Raw genomic sequence first — 15,384 nt, 5'->3', positions numbered from 1 at the left:
CACAATGACTCGACTTCTCATCGCCAATCGAGGTGAAATCGTCACACGCATCGCGCGAACAGCCCGCCGCCTGGGCATGTCGGTAGTGACGATCTCCTCCCCCGTCGATTCACACGCACAGTGGCATCGCCTTGCCGATCACACGGTAATCCTGGACGGAGACCTTCCGTCTGAGTCCTATACCAATTCGGATCAAATCATTGCGGCCGCCCTCGGCGCCGGGTGCGATGCCGTGCACCCGGGCTACGGATTCCTTTCCGAAGACTCCGATTTTGCTACCGCAGTCGTCGCTGCAGGGTTGACATTCGTCGGTCCGGCCGCTGAATCCATCGCAATGCTCGGCGACAAGGCGAGGGCGAAGAAGGCTGCCGCAGATGCCGGCATTCCGACGCTCAATGCGTGGGGTGAGGCAAGTGCCGATCCCGACATCATCGTCGGTCATGTTCAGTCTCTCGACGTTCCGGTGCTGCTGAAACCGGTGTTCGGTGGAGGAGGCAAGGGGATGGTCCGCCTGCATCCGGGTGATGATGCCCGTGAGGTCATCACCTCCGCAATCGGGTTGAACAAAAGGAACTTCGGTCGCGGCGACCTCATGATCGAGACACTGGTGGAGCGTCCGCGTCACGTCGAGGTGCAGGTGTTGTTCGATTCCTACGGCACGGGAGTTCACTTCTTCACCCGCGAATGCTCACTTCAGCGTAGAAATCAGAAGATCATCGAGCAGGCACCGGCTACTTCCGTGCCCGAATCAGTCCTGGGTTCCATGCAGCACGACGCTCTCCGTCTTCTCGCAGGCGTCGGTTACGTGAACGCGGCGACCGTGGAATTCTTGGTCGACGCCGAAAACCGCTACTACTTCCTCGAAGTCAACACGCGCCTGCAGGTCGAACATACGGTCACCGAAGAAGTGACGGGCGTCGATCTCGTCGAACTGCAACTTGACATCGCCCTCGGCGCGCGCTTGCCTCTACAGCAGCGCGACATCGCACTGCGAGGCTTCGCGGTGCAAGCGAGAATCTACGCCGAGGATCCGTCCAACGGGTTTCGGCCCGCACCTTCACATTCCGTGAAGGTCTCCTGGCCGTCGAAGGTCCGCGTCGACAGTGCTTTCGAGGGCGTCGGCGCCATTCCGCCGTTCTACGATCCGATGATCGCAAAGGTGATAGCGCGGGGGCTGACACGGTCAGCGGCGCTGGAGTCGTTGGACCGAGCTTTGGCCCATGCGAGTTACTTCGGCGGAGCCTCGAACATAGGCTTCCTCCGATTACTCTTGGCGACAACGGCTGTGCGGACGGATGACATTCACACTTCCTTCGTCGACGAGCACCTCACTCGATTGGTCCCGGATTCGGAGCAACTCCAGGCCACCGCCGCGGCTGTTGCATTGGTATGGACTTCGGTCGAGGAACAGTTGCCGGTCACTACGTCGTCCTGGACCGGCGCTCACGGACTACATCGAGCAGCATTGCGCAAAGCGGGATCCGATCCGATCGGACGCGAACTAGTAGCTGACGGCCGAGTCGTAACGACAACGGTCATCTCACAACGACGCGACCAGTGGATTGTGGACGCCGACGGCCGGAACATTTCCGTGCTCGTCAGGGGCGGAACCGAAAAAATGACCCTCAGTCTGGTCGCCGACGGATTGGCAACCACCGCTGGACGTCTCGGAGTCGGCACCGGCGCGTGGGTATGCGTCGGCGGTTGGACCGTTCCGGTGAGCGAGAAGATCTATACAGCAAAGGATTCCGAATCCGGGGACGGAGAGATCACTTCGAAGATGCCGGGAACTGTACTGGCTGTACTCCAGACTGGAACACGGGTATCGGAAGGTGATGTCGTTGCGGTCGTCGAAGCCATGAAGATGGAGACTGCCCTCCGCGCGTCCTCTCCTGGGACAGTCTCGGCGGTGAGTGTGACGGTAGGAGACGTCATTGATGCCGGGCAAGTGCTGGCAGCGGTTGCGCCGTGACCAAGGATTACCGCGATCGTGTGACTACCGTCGCGAAAACAACTGCTGGAAAGTATCTTTCATGACTTCGACAGAGGGCGGCGAGCGAGACTCGGTGATCGTATCCGCCCACGAACTTTTCAGATTGATTCGGTTGGGCCAGGCACCGGTCGTCATCACAGTTGTGCGCGAACAGACAACGAGTGCATCCGAGATCGTGAGTTCACCAAATCATGTCACTCTGTCGATCAGAGACTTTCAAGGCGAAGGTGGTGGAACCCGCGGAGATCGCCCCTTGCCTGATCTCGACATCCTCACGAAGACTCTCGCAGATCGACACATAGCTGCCGACGCAGACATCGTCGTCTACAGTCCCGACGGCCCGCTGCTGGCCGCGCGTGCGTGGTTCACTTTGCACTGGGCGGGAAGGTCGGTGCGCTATCTGGACGGCGGAATGGCGGCGTGGACGGCTGCGATCGAGCAGCAGACAAACGCGGACATGCCGATAGCCAACGCGCCGACTCGTTCGGTAGAAGTATCGCCGGCCGACGCAGACGATGCCGCGCGCGCAGCGACGACCGGCATCTTGCTCGATTCTCGCAGTCCGAGCAGTTTCCACTTTCAAGGCCATATTTCCGGAGCAGTATCAGCACCTGCTCTCGATGTACTGGACGAAAGCGGCTTCCTGCTTCCCGACGCCGAGCTGCGAGAGCACTTCCGTCAGTTCGGGATCGAGAGTAGTACACCCGTCGTGTCCTATTGCGGCGGCGGCGTTGCCGCTTCGCACAATGCACTGGCGCTGGCCGCGATCGGCATCAGCTCCGCGGTCTACATCGCATCGTGGTCGGGGTGGAGCGCCGACCCTGAACGACCCGTCTCCACTCGCATCCATCACACATCAAGGAATCCAGAGAAGCGATGACACGACAGATGATCCTCGGCGCCTACATGGTGTTCCCGAGCATGCACAGTGCCGGAATGTGGCGACATTCCTACTCGGAGAATTCCTTCGAGGACAGGCAGTTGTACGAGCGATACGCACAGGCGGCCGAACGAGCAAAATTCGATCTGATACTGATACCTGAGCGCGTGCACTATGTCGACGGCCACACCAAATACGGTCTGCTGACCGGCTTTCAACATGATCCGACGCAACTTGCTGCGGTCGTGGCCGGCGCGACGAAACGAATTGGTCTCGGCGTGACGCTTTCGGCTAGTTTCAACAGTCCGTACAACTTGGCGAGGACCCTCGGCAGCCTCGACATACTCAGCGGCGGACGCGCAGCATGGAACATCGTCATGACGGCACCTGGCCCCGCGAACGACAACTTCCCCGAGGTCGACCGACTGCCCCGAGAGGAGCTGTACGAACGCGGAGACGAGGTCCTCGAAGCAACCACCGCACTTTGGTCGTCGTGGGAAGAAGATGCGGTACTGGCTGATCGCGACAGCGGAATCTACGCAGATACGAGCAAGATTCATGCCGCCGATTACAAGGGCAAGTACCTGTCGGTACAGGGGCCACTCACCCTGCCGCAATCACCGCAAGGCCGGCCGGTCTTCATGCAGGCAGGTGAATCCGCCCGAGGGCGCGAGTTCGGTGGGCGGTGGGCAGATCTGGTCTTTGCGATCGACCCGTTGGAGGAAGATCTTCGAGCGAAGCGCAAGGCAATTCGCGGCTACGCGGAAGAGGCCGGACGCGACCCTGATTCGGTCCGCCTCGTCGCCGCTGTGCAACCGATAGTCGGCGAGACGTCGAGCATCGCGAAGGAACGGCAGGAGTATCTGCGATCCCTTATCCATCCGGATGCAGCAATCGAGTGGGTCTCCCACTCCGCAGGGCTCGACTTGTCGCAGTTCGATCCGACCACTCCGATTGCCGAGGTCCTCAACCGCGGTAAGGGCCCCTCACGTCGATTGGCACGCCTGATCGAATCCCGAAATCTCACCATCGCCGAAACCGCAGAGTTGTTCGCGCGCAATGATCTCACTCCCGAAATTGTCGGCTCGCCGCAGGAGGTATCCGACGAGTTGACACACCTCTTCGAATCAGGAGCGGCCGACGGTTTCATCCTCACCGCGACCCACTTCCCCAGAGGGCTCGACGACTTCACCAGTTCTGTTGTGCCACTGCTGCAAAACCGGGGCGTGTTCCGGCGCGAATACACCGGCACGACCCTGCGGTCCCACATCTTCGATTCCACTCGCACTTCCACACGATGAACGGAACTCGCTCCATGACGACGTCGCGGTTTTCATCCATACAGATCCGAGTCGCCATCCTGGCGTCGACGCTTGCAGTTGCGACGGGTTGCAGCACTGCAACACCAGCTGCGAGCGCCGACTCCGAACCCACTTCCGGGGGCGATCTGACCTTTGCGATCAATACTTTTCCACCGTGCATCGACAAGACGTTGAACGGTCAGACCGCTACTGCGTTCCATCCCCTGTACGACAAACTCGTCGACCAGAACCTGGACACCGGGGAGATCGTGCCTTGGTTGGCGACGTCCTGGGAGGTCCAGAACGACGGTCGACGATTCGTCTTCGCTCTCCAGGACGGCGTGACCTTCAGCAACGGCGAGCGTCTGGATGCGCAGGTTGTCGCGGACAACTTCGAAAGCCAGAAGAGACTGGGAGACAGTGGCTTCGCGACCACTGCGAAGTCACATCTTGCAAACTTCACTGGAGCGGAGGTACTCGACGCTTCCACTGTCGCACTCAATTTCTCGGAACCGTCAGCGGGTTTCCTTCAAGCCGCACGCTCCGACACACTCGCCATCATCGCTCCGGAATCCTTGAAGAAGACGCCCGAAGAACGCTGCGCGCAGGGCGTTATCGCCTCGGGGCCGTTCGTGCAGAAGGAACTGGAGACCAATGCGAAGGTCGTTCTCGCTCGACGCGACGGCTATCGCTGGGGATCTTCACTCAACAAGAACAAGGGAGAGGCATATCTGGATTCGATCACCTTTTTGGTCGTCCCCGAGTCCTCGGTGCGGATCGGTGGCTTGACGTCAGGGCAACTGGACGCCGCGATCGACATTCCGAGCACAGACGTCGATCGCACACAGGCCTCCGGACTCACTGTCATTCCGTCAATAGCTGCCGGCATCAACGATTCGCTCTTGCTCAACCCCACGTTTGCGCCAGTGCTCGCGGACCTGAACGTGCGGCGTGCGTTGGTGAAGGGCATCGATACCCAACAGATCATCGACACCACTTACACGCCCAGTGACGAGATTGCACGAAGCATCCTGTCGGTGAAAGCGCCTGGGTACACCGATCTCTCGTCCGACTACACGTATGACCCGGAGGGTGCGAAGTCGCTACTGGAAGCCAGTGGATGGACAGTCGGCGGTGACGGACTTCGCACGAAGGGCGGTGAGAAGTTGACCGTGGAGTTGGCGTACCGCAACCACCTCCCACAATCGCAGTTCGAACTGATCCAGTCTCAGCTGCGTGACATCGGCGTCGCGGTGAACTTGCAACCTCGCTCGACTGCCGAGGACAACACTGCACGAACCGATGGCACATGGGAATCGATCTACTTCCAGAGTTTGCGTGCAGACGGTGACGTACTGCTGGTGTTCAGCCCCACTCTCGGCTCGACCAAAGGCATCGCCTCGACGCCTGAGCTGAATACGTTGCTGATCAAACAATCTCGAACCGTAGACGTAGATGCGAGGAACGGCGTGTTGAAAGAGATTCAGGAGTTGATTGCCGATCAGGCATTGGCGATCCCGTTGCACGCCTCCTCGTTGATCTTCGCGACGACTCCCGCAGTTCACGACTTGCGTATCCAGGCCGATCTCTACTCGGTGGACTTCGTGGATACCTGGAAGAGCTAGCTCGCACTTCGTCAACACATCAGCCTGTTTCGACAAAACCTCTTTGTGGAAGGAACCTCATGTTCACCCGCCCTCGCTCCGCGACGCTGTTGATCGCTACCCTGGCCACAGTTGCCCTCCTGGGTGCCGCTTGCGGAAGCCCAGATGAACAATCGACTGAGCAGCACTCCGGTGCAACAACATCCGGCATAAACTTGTCGTCCGAGCAGAACCGAATCACCACCGAGAAGGTTGATTCGATCGCAGCTAAGGTCCCTCAGGAGTTCCGAGACCGCGGCACGATCCGCATCACCGGCAATGCCGGAACCGCCCCTCCCTTACGCTTCTACGCCGACGACGACAAGACAGTCATCGGTTCCGAGACCGACTTCGCGTACTTGATTGCCGAGGTGCTCGGGCTGAAAATCGATCTTCAGGTTGCGGATTGGGCGCAGAATTCGGTGCGGATCGATTCGGGAGATGCTGATGCATTCGTCTCGAACGTGACGGTCACCGAGGAACGCAAGGAGAAGTACGATTTCGCGACGTACCGCCTCGACACTCTCGCTTTCGAGGTCAGGAAAGACAAGAACATCTCGCTCGACAAGCCGCGGGACATCGCCGGGCTGAAGGTCGGTGTCGGCGCCGCCACCAATCAGGAAGCGTTGCTGGTGAAGTGGAACGAGGACAACGTGGCGGCCGGTCTGGCTCCCGCTGAAATCACCGTGTACCAGAAGACCACTGACTACTACCTTCCCCTCTCGTCGGGTCGAATCGACGCATACTTCGGCCCGAACCCGTCATCCCAGTTCCACGCCGCCCAGACCGGTGAGAACGAAGTGATCGGTCAGTTCTCCGGCGCTGGAGAGGCTGCGTTGGGCCAGATCGGTGTATTGGTAAAGAAGGACAACGGATTGGTTCAGCCGATCAGTGAGGCAATCGATCATCTGATCGAAAACGGCACGTACGCTCAGGTCCTCGAGCGCTGGAAGATCACCAACGAAGCAGTGGACAAATCACTGGTCAATCCGCCTGGCCTCCCGAAGACGAACAAATAGGGAAAGGCGCGCTCAAACTCGTCTCGGGGCGACTATCTCGCCTGAACCGCGAGATCGACGGCGGACCATCGTATGCCTCGCCCGCTCCGTCGACCCGAGACCGTGCGCAGCGTGCTCCACCGACTTCATCGCTTCATCGAACATCGCCACACCCTTAATTTGTTGGGGTGAAGCCCATTGCTTACGAGTTCGGTGTGGCAGCCCCAGCGGACACGCAGTACCAGCTGTCTCCAAGATGATTCGAATGCTGAACTGGGAAGAACGCAGCAAGACAATGGAATCCGACCCAGGTGGTCAACCGAGTGCTAGCTTGGAGTTCCCGATTCAGGTCAGAGCAGGAGCTTCATCCATGAAACTGGCAGAGGCACTCGCGCTACGCAGTGACACCACTCGCAAGGTTGCGCACTTGCGCGAGCGGATCGTCGACAATGCACGCCACCAGGAGGGAGAAATTCCCGCCGAAGACGCTGCCGTCCTTCTCGAAGAGCTGACGTCAACTCTGAGCGAACTCGAACGGTTGATGCGCGCGATCAATCGAACCAATGCGCAGGCAATCCTCGGAAACGGCACTGTCACAGATGCACTCGCCCATCGAGATGTGCTGCGCCTGAGACACTCTGCAGTCAATGCCGCTGCGGACGCCGCGTCCGGGCGCGAAGAGCGAGGTTACGGTCGTCAACTCCGATCAGAATTGGTCTATGTCGCGGCAGTTCCCGTCACCGAACTTCGGGCAATCGCGGACGACCTCGCCCGCGAGATTCGTGAGGTCGATACACAGATTCAACGAACGAACTGGGAGGTGGATCTGATCGAGTAAGCACGGCAGCGTTGGAGCAGGTAGTCGTTCGGCGAAGCGAGCACACACCGCGACCGGCGGTCTATCCGGTCACCTCTGAGCGCGGCGGGCAGCGCACATACACATTGCAGCCCTGCACGTTGTACAGGTAAAGGTGCACTACGCACACATCACCACCACGTGCTGATCGTCGATAGACGAGGGCGGGTTCGGGGCATCCAGCACTGTCGGCGACTGCAGGTCGGTGCGTCTTCGATTGGGATGCAGGATGCGCCTCAGTAGCGCGAATAGTGCTGCATCTCCTCGCGATCTGCAGCGCAGATGCACTTTCGATCGAGACCGCGGTCGGCAGTCACTGCGCAGAAGCGAACTCCGAGCGGATCGTGGGATTCCATACTGTGCTGACACGCCGGGCAGATCGACGGCGTTTCCTGATCCGCGTCAGTCGACTCGGATTGCCCTCGTGCATTCGACACATCGGACGGGTTCGACGCCATACAGGCGCTCCAGTTCTCGGCCGTTCGACCACAGACCGGGTTGGCGTCGAGGACGACATGGCTTGACCGCGCATATTCGAATGACCCTCGACGTACCCCACGCTACTCGCTTCGGCACACCGGTTTGTACCAATTTCTGCCCACGCGACAATCCCGGTCGAGCAGGATAGAACTACTGCACGCACCATTTCCGTGCAGGATTCGAATTCGTGCAACATTCGTCGCGAAAGGGCTTCTCGTGAACACTTTCCAACGTGTATCCGCCGCCGTGAACGTAGTGGTCCAACCGCTGATCGGCGCTCCGATCGTAGGCAAACTACTCGGCCGTTCGATGACCGTCATCACCTACGTCGGCCGCAAGTCCGGTCGCACCTTCAGCGCGCCCGTGTCCTACAAACGAAAAGGCGACCATGTGACGATCGGGGTTGCCATGCCGGACAAGAAGAGTTGGTGGCGCAATTTCTATCCGGAACATGGTCCGATCGTTCTCCAACTGGACGGTATCGATCGCCCCGGCGAGGCACTCGCACATCGAAAAGGCAAGGGTGTCTACGTCTCCGTCGAACTCGCTCCCGTCGACTGAGCGGATCGAACAGACACCGGCACAATCACATTCAGCGCACACCCGCTACCTCACGAGATCGGGGTGATTCAGATCTCGTGACGGTCGGGACCTTTGGCTCTGTGCAATCGAGACTCGGTCTCGCACCCTTCGACGCGGGTTTTTTGTCGGCCATCGGTCGGACAACCCGATCCTGTCGGGACATTACCGTCCGGTAACATCGACGACAGGCGTGAGCTGGAAGAGGTGACCACCGTGACGATCGGCATCTATCTGGTCGACGACCACGAGATCGTCCGTCGTGGATTGGCAGACCTGTTGAATCAGGTATCGGGATTCAACGTCGTGGGCGAGGCGTCGTGTGTTCGCGAAGCCTCGGTCGGGATACCCGAATGCCGACCCGACGTGGTTGTCATGGACGTCAGGCTTCCCGACGGCAACGGTGTGGAACTGTGCCGAGAACTGGCGTCGACCTATCCGAACGCGGCGACGTTGATGCTCACGTCCTACTCCGACGACGATGCCCTCCTCGACGCCCTGATCGCCGGCGCACGTGGATTCGTCCTCAAGAACATTCGCGGCCATGACCTCGTTTCGGCGATCCGTACGGTTGCTACCGGCAAATCGCTGTTGAATACGCAGGCGGTGATCGGTTTGGTGCGGCGCATCCGATCCGAGCAGGAATCGGGTACTGCGGCGGCCCTGTTGACCGATCAGGAACTATTGATCTTCGAGTTGATCGGCAAGGGACTGAGCAATCGAGAGATCAGCACGCACGCAGAGCTCTCGGAGAAGACAGTCAAGAACTACGTCTCACGCATCCTCGAGAAACTGGGCCTCGAACGCCGAACGCAGGCTGCAGTCTTGGCAACAAAGCTTCGCGCAGGCACTTCTCACCCGGATCCTTCGGGCCAGGCGACTACTCACCTGCTGACGCCGTCAGGCTCGCCCTTCTCCGCGACCACGGGCACGCACCATGCCAGGTAGCCGCGACGCTCTCATGCTCAGCCTATTCGGCGATATCGCTGGAAGCGCCGAGCTGGCTGCCCTGAACCCGAGTGCGATTCCCAAACTGCTGAGCGCCGTGTTGACTGTCGGATCCACCCTCCAGCTCGACGAAACCCTGCAACAGATAGTCGACGTCGCGCGTCATCTCCTCGAAGCGGACTACGGAGCGCTCGGCGTGAAGTCGCCCGACGGGCGCTTGTCGCGATTCATCCACTCGGGTTTGGATCAGGGTCAGGTTGCCAAGATCGGGCACCTTCCCGAAGGGCACGGACTGCTGGGCCTGGTCGTTCAGGAACCCTGCCCGGTTCGAACCGACCACATCTCCTCGCATCCGTCCTCGGCAGGGTTTCCGACCAATCACCCACCGATGGACACGTTTCTCGGCGTTCCGATCTTTGTCAGGGGAGAGGTGTTCGGAAGCATCTACCTCGCGGACAGCTCGGACCGGGCTGCATTCGACGATCGCGACGAGGCAGTACTCCAGATACTGGCAAACGCTGCGAGCATCGCCATCGACAACGCGCGCCTGTTCGAGGAATCCCGGACGCGGGAGGCCTGGCTCAAGGCAGTCGCCGCCGTCAATGCACGTCTTCTCAGTGGCGGATCGCGCGACGAGACGCTGGCCGAACTGGTTCGGACGACAAGGCATCTCACGGATGGAAATCTGGTGTGCGTCGTTCGCTACGACCTGGGCAGAGAGCCAGTAGTCCACGTCGCAGATATTGCCGATTCCCAGCCTTTCGCCGCGACCGGCTCTGCCGTCAATCTGTCCGGGACCGTGATCGACGACGCAGCGCGCAGCCGGCGACCGATCTCTGCACCACAGGGCAGTCCCGTTCCGGCACTGAATGTTTCCGGTGACGAATCTGTGATCGCACTCCCCCTCTCCGGAACCTCGTTCGGCGGCGGCGTTCTCTTCGCGTCACGCCGCAGCGACCGCCCGTGGGGAACAGAGGAGATCGAGCAATTGACGGCAATGGCAGACATCGCCTCTGTCACTGTCGAATTCGCTGAACAGCAACGAAAGGAAAGACTGATCGACGTGCTCGAAGATCGTGACCGCATCGCGCGTGACCTCCACGACCACGTCATTCAACAGTTGTTCGCCACCGGATTGAGTTTGCAGGGAGTACTTCAACGTCCAGGCGACGAGGCCACCGTTCGAACCGTTTTGGACACCTCTGTCGATCAACTCGACCGGACGGTCCGCGAAATTCGCACCGCAGTCTTCGACCTCCACACGAGCGAGATGTCCACTCCCACAAGCCTACGGCGGCGACTCCTCGACGCCGTCAACGGCCTGTCCGGCCACTCGCCGATCACTCCCAGCGTCACTTTCGAGGGAACCATCGACAGTTCCGTCCCGGCTCGACTAGCCCCGCACGCCGAAGCCGTTGTGCGCGAAGGCTTGAGCAATGCTCTGCGACATGCCCATGCCGATGCCATCGACGTCACCATCCGTGCCACCGAGGAGCTTGTCATCAGCATCGTCGACGACGGTGTGGGTATCGACCAGGCAACCAGAATCCACGGTCTCGACAACCTTGCGACCCGCGCTCGTCAGTGCGGAGGCTCGAGCAACATCACCAGCGAGAACGGTGTCACCGAGTTGGTGTGGCGCGTTCCGCTGAGCCGAAGGCCGAGCCTGTTACCGAGTCACGATCGTTGAGCGTCAGAGCGGAGATAGTCGAGCCTTCAGCAGACAAAACTCATTACCTTCTGGGTCCGCTAGGACATGCCACTGCTCCTGCCCTGTCTGGCCGATGTCAGCCGGGCGCGCACCGAGACCCAGTAGTCGTTCGAGTTCGGCCTCCTGATCGCGATCGGTAGCGTTGACGTCAATATGCAGGCGAGGCTTACCCTTCTCCGGTTCGTCTCTGCGACTGAGGATGATCGTCGGCTGTGGACCGCCAAAGCCTTCGCGTGGGCCGATCTCCAACGAACCGTCGTCCATTCGATCGAGCACGACGAAGTCCAGGACCTCGCACCAGAACCGGCCCAGCACCTCGGGTTCCCGGCAACCGAGCACCAGTTCACTGATGCGACACGCCATGACGATCTCGCTTTCTTTCCGCCTGTGAAGACAACTCTCTCGACCGTACCGGACCACGTGATCTACGCCATGCCTCTGTTCCGATCCTAGGGACCTTTTCCCCTCGTCCGAGTTCCCGGTCGCCACGATCATTGCGTTATGTTCCACAGTCCCAGGCATTCTCGGTATTTCGTCACGTCGATTCTCGTAGGCGGCCGTCGTGGTTGATCTAGCACCCCGGCCGGTAGGTGAGGTCGATACGCACGCCGATGCGATTCCCCGAACCGCTCCGAAGGGTTCGAAACTGGTCGAGATCCTCAGGACCACCGATCACAAGATGATCGGCCTGATGTACATCGTGACATCGTTTGCCTTCTTCTTGATCGGCGGACTGATGGCGCTACTCATGCGCATGGAATTGACCGTTCCGGGAATGCAATTCCTGTCCAACGAGCAGTACAACCAGTTGTTCACCATGCACGGAACGATCATGCTCCTGCTGTACGCGACCCCGGTCTTCTTCGGATTCGCCAACTACCTCATGCCACTGCAGATCGGGTCGCCGGATGTGTGTTTCCCGCGACTCAACGCATTCAGCTACTGGCTCTATCTCTTCGGCGGCCTGATCGCCTCCGCCGGATTCGTAACACCTGGCGGTGCGGCAGATTTCGGCTGGACCGCTTACGTGCCGCTCACCAGCGAACTCCACTCCCCCGGCATGGGCGCCGACCTGTGGATCATCGGTCTCACGCTCGGCGGCGTCGGCACCATTCTCGGCGCAGTCAACATCGTGTCGACGATCGTCTGCCTGCGTGCCCCTGGGATGACGATGTTCCGCATGCCGATCTTCACGTGGAATGCGCTGGTCGCCAGCATGCTGATTCTCCTCGTTTTTCCGCTGCTCGCTGCCGCCTTGATCGGGCTGTGGGTGGATCGTCATCTGGGTGCGCACCTGTTCGACCCCGCCACCGGTGGAGTCATGTTGTGGCAGCACCTGTTCTGGTTCTTCGGCCATCCCGAGGTCTACATTCTGGCGCTGCCCTTCTTCGGCATAGTCTCGGAGATCTTCCCCGTCTTCAGCCGCAAGCCGATCTTCGGATATACCGGGTTGGTCTACGCAACGCTGGGAATTGCGGCACTGTCGATCGCGGTGTGGGCACACCACATGTACGCAACCGGCGCCGTTCTCCTCCCGTACTTCTCGTTCATGACCTTCCTGATCGCAGTTCCCACCGGAGTCAAGTTCTTCAACTGGATCGGAACGATGTGGAAGGGGCAGTTGACCTTCGAATCGCCCATGCTGTTCTCCGTCGGCTTCCTGGTCACATTCTTGTTCGGCGGACTCTCCGGCGTGATTCTTGCCAGCCCGCCCTTGGACTTTCATGTCACCGACTCGTACTTCGTCGTCGCACACTTCCATTACGTCCTCTTCGGAACGATCGCCTTCGCGACATACGCCGGAATCTATTTCTGGTTCCCGAAAATGACCGGCCGGATGTTGGACGAGAAGCTCGCCAAGATTCACTTTTGGTTGACCCTGATCGGCTTTCACGCAACATTTCTCGTCCAGCATTGGCTCGGCGCTCAGGGTATGCCTCGGCGGTACGCGGACTACCTGCCGTCGGACAATTTCACTCTTCTCAACACGATCTCGACCATCGGCGCGTTTGTGCTCGGAGCCTCGACGATTCCGTTCATCTGGAACGTTTTCAAGAGCTACCGCTACGGCCGAATTGTGACCGTCGACGATCCCTGGGGGTTCGGAAACTCGCTCGAATGGGCGACGTCCTGCCCGCCACCGCGACACAACTTCACCGAACTCCCCCGAATCCGCAGTGAGCGGCCCGCATTCGAACTGCACTACCCCCACATGGTCGAGAGAATGCGCGACGAGGCGCACGTCGGACTGCTTGGCCACAAGTCGGTTTCCGAGGTAAACACCAAGGTGAAACAATATGAATGACGGCACGAAGTACCGAGCCTGGGCAGAAAAGCAGCAACACGAACGCCGAGCGAAACCCGGCCATCTTCTCGCCCCGTTGCTTGTGCTCATGTTCGCTGTCACGACGCTCGTGTGGTTGCCCCTGACGACTGCCGCGTGCTCGATAGTCGTCGCAGGATTGCTGTTCGGCACTGTCCTGCAAGCTAGTTCGCATTCAAAAGACACAGCTCGAGGAGTTCACGATGAAGCCCGAACTATCGACTGACCTCATCACCTCGGAGTGGTCCGCGGACGGGGCGGTGGTCGTGTGCATCGACGGATCCCCGCTGCGCCCCGACGTGATCACGTGGGCGGCCGAGTTCGCGCATCGCCACAGTCTCTGGATGCGAATAGTTTTCGTAGCCCCGTTCACCGCCGATCCGAACACCTCGGCGTCACCGACCGGCCTGTTCATGGAAGCCATTCAGATCACCGAGTCGGTGTCGCCAGATCTTCGGATCCGGACCGATCTGATCTCCGGGGAGAACACCGCAATCCTCACCGCGTTGACGTCCGAGGCCGCCTTGATCGTCGCACCACAGGACGATCCCGCCGCACCTGGACCGACATGTTCGTTCGCAAGAGTCGGAACACCGCGTGAAAGCAGCGCTGCGGCAGCCTTGCCGGTTGTCGTCGGTTTGGACGGAAGCGCCTACAGCGAAAGCGCTTTGGCAATCGCATTCAAGGAAGCCGACGCAGTGAACACCGAACTTATCGTCGTACATGCTGCCTCGCCCGAAGCCGAGCTGCGTCGAGACTTCGCATCCGGGCACGCGCCCCAGCACCCGACGCCGCTGACGTGGCAACTGTCAGGTTGGGCCTCGCTCTACCCTGGCGTCACCATCCGTCAGATCGAATTCGACGGCCCTTCGGTAGCCATTCTGGAACAACTCTCCACCGAGGCAAGGCTTCTCGTCGTAGGCCGGCGTGGTCGAGGCTCGTTCGACGACGCCGGTCTCGGCACGACGAGCAGTGCGATGATTCGAAAAGCTCAGTGCCCGGTCATCGTTGCGAGCGAAGCCTGAATTTGTTCCTCGCTCGGTCAGAAACCGTAACTTTGGATGGGTGCGAGCTGACCGGCGTGATGGGCTTCGATCACGAAACGCTCGTGGTCGACCAGCTTCTCCGGGAGTTCGTCAACCGGCCACCACCGCAGATCTGCAGATTTCAACGGCTCCATCCGGCGTGGTTCACCCGACCACGTACGGCATTCGTAGAAGAAGTCCACTCGATGATCCACTGGTTCAATCCCTGCCGCGTGACGGCGATGCAACACGGTCAGCGGTTTCAGTTCCGAGGAAAGCAACTCAACGCCAATTTCTTCCGCAGCCTCCCGAATGGCAGCGTCGAGTGCCGACTCCCCCAGTTCGACGTGTCCCGCAGCCGCGTGAGCCCAGTATCCGTCCATGAATCCCGTGCCCTCGCGCAATTGCAACAGCACCTCCGGGCGTTGTGCCAGGTTGCTTCGACAGAACATCACGTACACCGCTGGTACCAGCGCAAATTGATCGGCCACACGACCACGCTATCGTGCGCGTGAAATGACGGCGCCCCCCCCGGAAAAACAAGCCGGGGGCCCGGGTCCGTCGTCGGGGTAAGGTGTAGTGGAAACCGGGGAGGGTAATAAACATTGGGCAGGGGGCGGGGGAGTCCACCGCGGACAGATGCTTAG

The 15,384-nt window shown here is 60.0% G+C and carries 14 protein-coding genes; 11 read left to right on the top strand and 3 right to left on the bottom strand.

Annotated features, from left to right (window positions below; all coding sequences use genetic code 11):
* The first annotated feature begins 4 nt into the window (after positions 1-4).
* From ACFWAD_RS23385 to ACFWAD_RS23360, 6 genes are all read left to right on the top strand, one after another.
* Positions 5-1,972 (top strand): acetyl/propionyl/methylcrotonyl-CoA carboxylase subunit alpha, encoded by a 1,968-nt coding sequence (locus tag ACFWAD_RS23385; RefSeq protein WP_378548188.1) that lies wholly within the window; start codon positions 5-7, stop codon positions 1,970-1,972.
* Positions 1,973-2,033: 61 nt separating this feature from the next.
* Positions 2,034-2,873, top strand: coding sequence for a sulfurtransferase (locus ACFWAD_RS23380; RefSeq protein WP_378535717.1), 840 nt, complete (start codon positions 2,034-2,036; stop codon positions 2,871-2,873).
* A complete protein-coding gene (locus ACFWAD_RS23375) occupies positions 2,870-4,174 on the top strand; it encodes an NtaA/DmoA family FMN-dependent monooxygenase (RefSeq protein ID WP_378548185.1) in 1,305 nt (434 codons plus the stop codon). Before ACFWAD_RS23380 ends, ACFWAD_RS23375 begins: the two co-directional genes overlap by 4 nt.
* A gap of 14 nt (positions 4,175-4,188) precedes the next feature.
* Positions 4,189-5,799, top strand: coding sequence for an ABC transporter substrate-binding protein (locus ACFWAD_RS23370; protein ID WP_378535713.1), 1,611 nt, complete (start codon positions 4,189-4,191; stop codon positions 5,797-5,799).
* A gap of 59 nt (positions 5,800-5,858) precedes the next feature.
* Positions 5,859-6,836, top strand: a complete 978-nt coding sequence (locus ACFWAD_RS23365) for an ABC transporter substrate-binding protein (RefSeq protein WP_378535711.1) — start codon at positions 5,859-5,861, stop codon at positions 6,834-6,836.
* A 349-nt stretch (positions 6,837-7,185) separates the two neighbouring features.
* Complete coding sequence (locus tag ACFWAD_RS23360) at positions 7,186-7,653, top strand: DIP1984 family protein (RefSeq protein ID WP_378535709.1); 468 nt, start codon at positions 7,186-7,188, stop codon at positions 7,651-7,653.
* Positions 7,654-7,907: 254 nt separating this feature from the next.
* Here the strand turns inward: ACFWAD_RS23360 and ACFWAD_RS23355 are convergent, their stop codons facing one another.
* Entirely contained in the window at positions 7,908-8,129 is a 222-nt protein-coding gene (locus ACFWAD_RS23355; protein WP_378535707.1) for an RGCVC family protein, read from the bottom strand.
* Between the two features lie 238 nt (positions 8,130-8,367).
* On the opposite strand from ACFWAD_RS23355, the gene ACFWAD_RS23350 reads away from it, so the two are divergent.
* The 3 genes from ACFWAD_RS23350 to ACFWAD_RS23340 all read left to right on the top strand — a co-directional run bounded on the left by ACFWAD_RS23350 (position 8,368) and on the right by ACFWAD_RS23340 (position 11,368).
* Positions 8,368-8,712: a hypothetical protein gene (locus tag ACFWAD_RS23350; RefSeq protein ID WP_378535705.1), complete on the top strand. Its 345-nt coding sequence runs from the start codon at positions 8,368-8,370 to the stop codon at positions 8,710-8,712.
* 234 nt (positions 8,713-8,946) lie between these two features.
* The gene (locus tag ACFWAD_RS23345; protein WP_378535703.1) at positions 8,947-9,678 is read left to right on the top strand and encodes a response regulator; all 732 of its coding nucleotides are present in this window, start codon (positions 8,947-8,949) and stop codon (positions 9,676-9,678) included.
* Positions 9,679-9,691: 13 nt separating this feature from the next.
* Positions 9,692-11,368, top strand: a complete 1,677-nt coding sequence (locus tag ACFWAD_RS23340; RefSeq protein ID WP_378535701.1) for a GAF domain-containing protein — start codon at positions 9,692-9,694, stop codon at positions 11,366-11,368.
* Positions 11,369-11,371: 3 nt separating this feature from the next.
* On the opposite strand, the gene ACFWAD_RS23335 is transcribed toward ACFWAD_RS23340, so the two are convergent.
* Positions 11,372-11,752 carry a VOC family protein gene (locus ACFWAD_RS23335; RefSeq protein ID WP_378535699.1) on the bottom strand — a complete coding sequence of 127 codons (381 nt, stop codon included), beginning with the start codon at positions 11,750-11,752 and terminating at the stop codon, positions 11,372-11,374.
* A 199-nt stretch (positions 11,753-11,951) separates the two neighbouring features.
* Between ACFWAD_RS23335 and ctaD the strand changes: the two genes are divergently transcribed.
* Both ctaD and ACFWAD_RS23325 read left to right on the top strand, forming a co-directional pair.
* Positions 11,952-13,694 (top strand): cytochrome c oxidase subunit I, encoded by a 1,743-nt coding sequence (gene ctaD, locus ACFWAD_RS23330; protein WP_378535697.1) that lies wholly within the window; start codon positions 11,952-11,954, stop codon positions 13,692-13,694.
* Between the two features lie 221 nt (positions 13,695-13,915).
* Positions 13,916-14,737: a universal stress protein gene (locus ACFWAD_RS23325; protein WP_378535695.1), complete on the top strand. Its 822-nt coding sequence runs from the start codon at positions 13,916-13,918 to the stop codon at positions 14,735-14,737.
* Between the two features lie 17 nt (positions 14,738-14,754).
* Here ACFWAD_RS23325 and ACFWAD_RS23320 read toward each other — a convergent pair whose 3' ends face one another.
* Positions 14,755-15,228 carry an NUDIX domain-containing protein gene (locus ACFWAD_RS23320; RefSeq protein WP_378535693.1) on the bottom strand — a complete coding sequence of 158 codons (474 nt, stop codon included), beginning with the start codon at positions 15,226-15,228 and terminating at the stop codon, positions 14,755-14,757.
* Positions 15,229-15,384 lie beyond the last annotated feature (156 nt).

Source organism: Rhodococcus sp. NPDC059969 (assembly GCF_042738325.1).
Lineage (GTDB): Bacteria > Actinomycetota > Actinomycetes > Mycobacteriales > Mycobacteriaceae > Rhodococcus_F.
The sequence above is the reverse complement of the archived record's forward strand: the minus strand, read 5'-3'. Positions and strand labels throughout refer to the sequence as shown.

Bases quoted from the DNA above. Each gene is read 5' to 3' on its own strand.
- ACFWAD_RS23385 (WP_378548188.1), top strand. From the start codon at position 5: ATGACTCGACTTCTCATCGCCAATCGAGGTGAAATCGTCACACGCATC.
- ACFWAD_RS23380 (WP_378535717.1), top strand. From the start codon at position 2,034: ATGACTTCGACAGAGGGCGGCGAGCGAGACTCGGTGATCGTATCCGCC.
- ACFWAD_RS23375 (WP_378548185.1), top strand. From the start codon at position 2,870: ATGACACGACAGATGATCCTCGGCGCCTACATGGTGTTCCCGAGCATG.
- ACFWAD_RS23370 (WP_378535713.1), top strand. From the start codon at position 4,189: ATGACGACGTCGCGGTTTTCATCCATACAGATCCGAGTCGCCATCCTG.
- ACFWAD_RS23365 (WP_378535711.1), top strand. From the start codon at position 5,859: ATGTTCACCCGCCCTCGCTCCGCGACGCTGTTGATCGCTACCCTGGCC.
- ACFWAD_RS23360 (WP_378535709.1), top strand. From the start codon at position 7,186: ATGAAACTGGCAGAGGCACTCGCGCTACGCAGTGACACCACTCGCAAG.
- ACFWAD_RS23355 (WP_378535707.1), bottom strand. From the start codon at position 8,129: ATGGCGTCGAACCCGTCCGATGTGTCGAATGCACGAGGGCAATCCGAG.
- ACFWAD_RS23340 (WP_378535701.1), top strand. From the start codon at position 9,692: ATGCTCAGCCTATTCGGCGATATCGCTGGAAGCGCCGAGCTGGCTGCC.
- ACFWAD_RS23335 (WP_378535699.1), bottom strand. From the start codon at position 11,752: ATGGCGTGTCGCATCAGTGAACTGGTGCTCGGTTGCCGGGAACCCGAG.
- ACFWAD_RS23325 (WP_378535695.1), top strand. From the start codon at position 13,916: ATGAAGCCCGAACTATCGACTGACCTCATCACCTCGGAGTGGTCCGCG.